Annotated in this window: 1 pseudogene; it reads right to left on the bottom strand. The window is 74.0% G+C overall.

The annotated features are described in order from the left end of the window. A pseudogene (locus CCN29_RS34580) lies at positions 1 to 291 on the bottom strand (hypothetical protein); the annotation flags it as partial. Positions 292 to 334 lie beyond the last annotated feature (43 nt).

Below are 334 nucleotides of genomic sequence, written 5' to 3'. Positions count from 1 at the left end.
GGCCGGGACGGTGCCCGGGGCCGGGGCGGGCGGTAGCGACTGCCACGCCCGCAGGAAGTAGCGCGCGTGGGACACGCCCTTGCGGTTGCGGGCGGCGGCCTGCACGGCGGCCGTGGCGAGCATGTCGAGGCCGGACCGCTTCACCAGGGCGTCGACCATGAACCACTCGGCCGGGGCGAGGTTCCACGCGACCAGGACGCCCGCGGCGGTGATCTGGTCGACCAGGGGGCGCGCGAACTCCGGGATCACGGCGACCGCGTCGCGGGCCCGTTCGTTCCCTCCTTCACTCAATCCCTCTATGGGTGGGTGATGGGGGCCGGAATCCGGCCCCCAA

This window comes from Streptomyces pseudogriseolus (assembly GCA_002154585.1).
GTDB classification, from domain to species: Bacteria; Actinomycetota; Actinomycetes; order Streptomycetales; family Streptomycetaceae; genus Streptomyces; species Streptomyces pseudogriseolus.
This window is presented reverse-complemented; position numbering and strand designations above follow the sequence as displayed.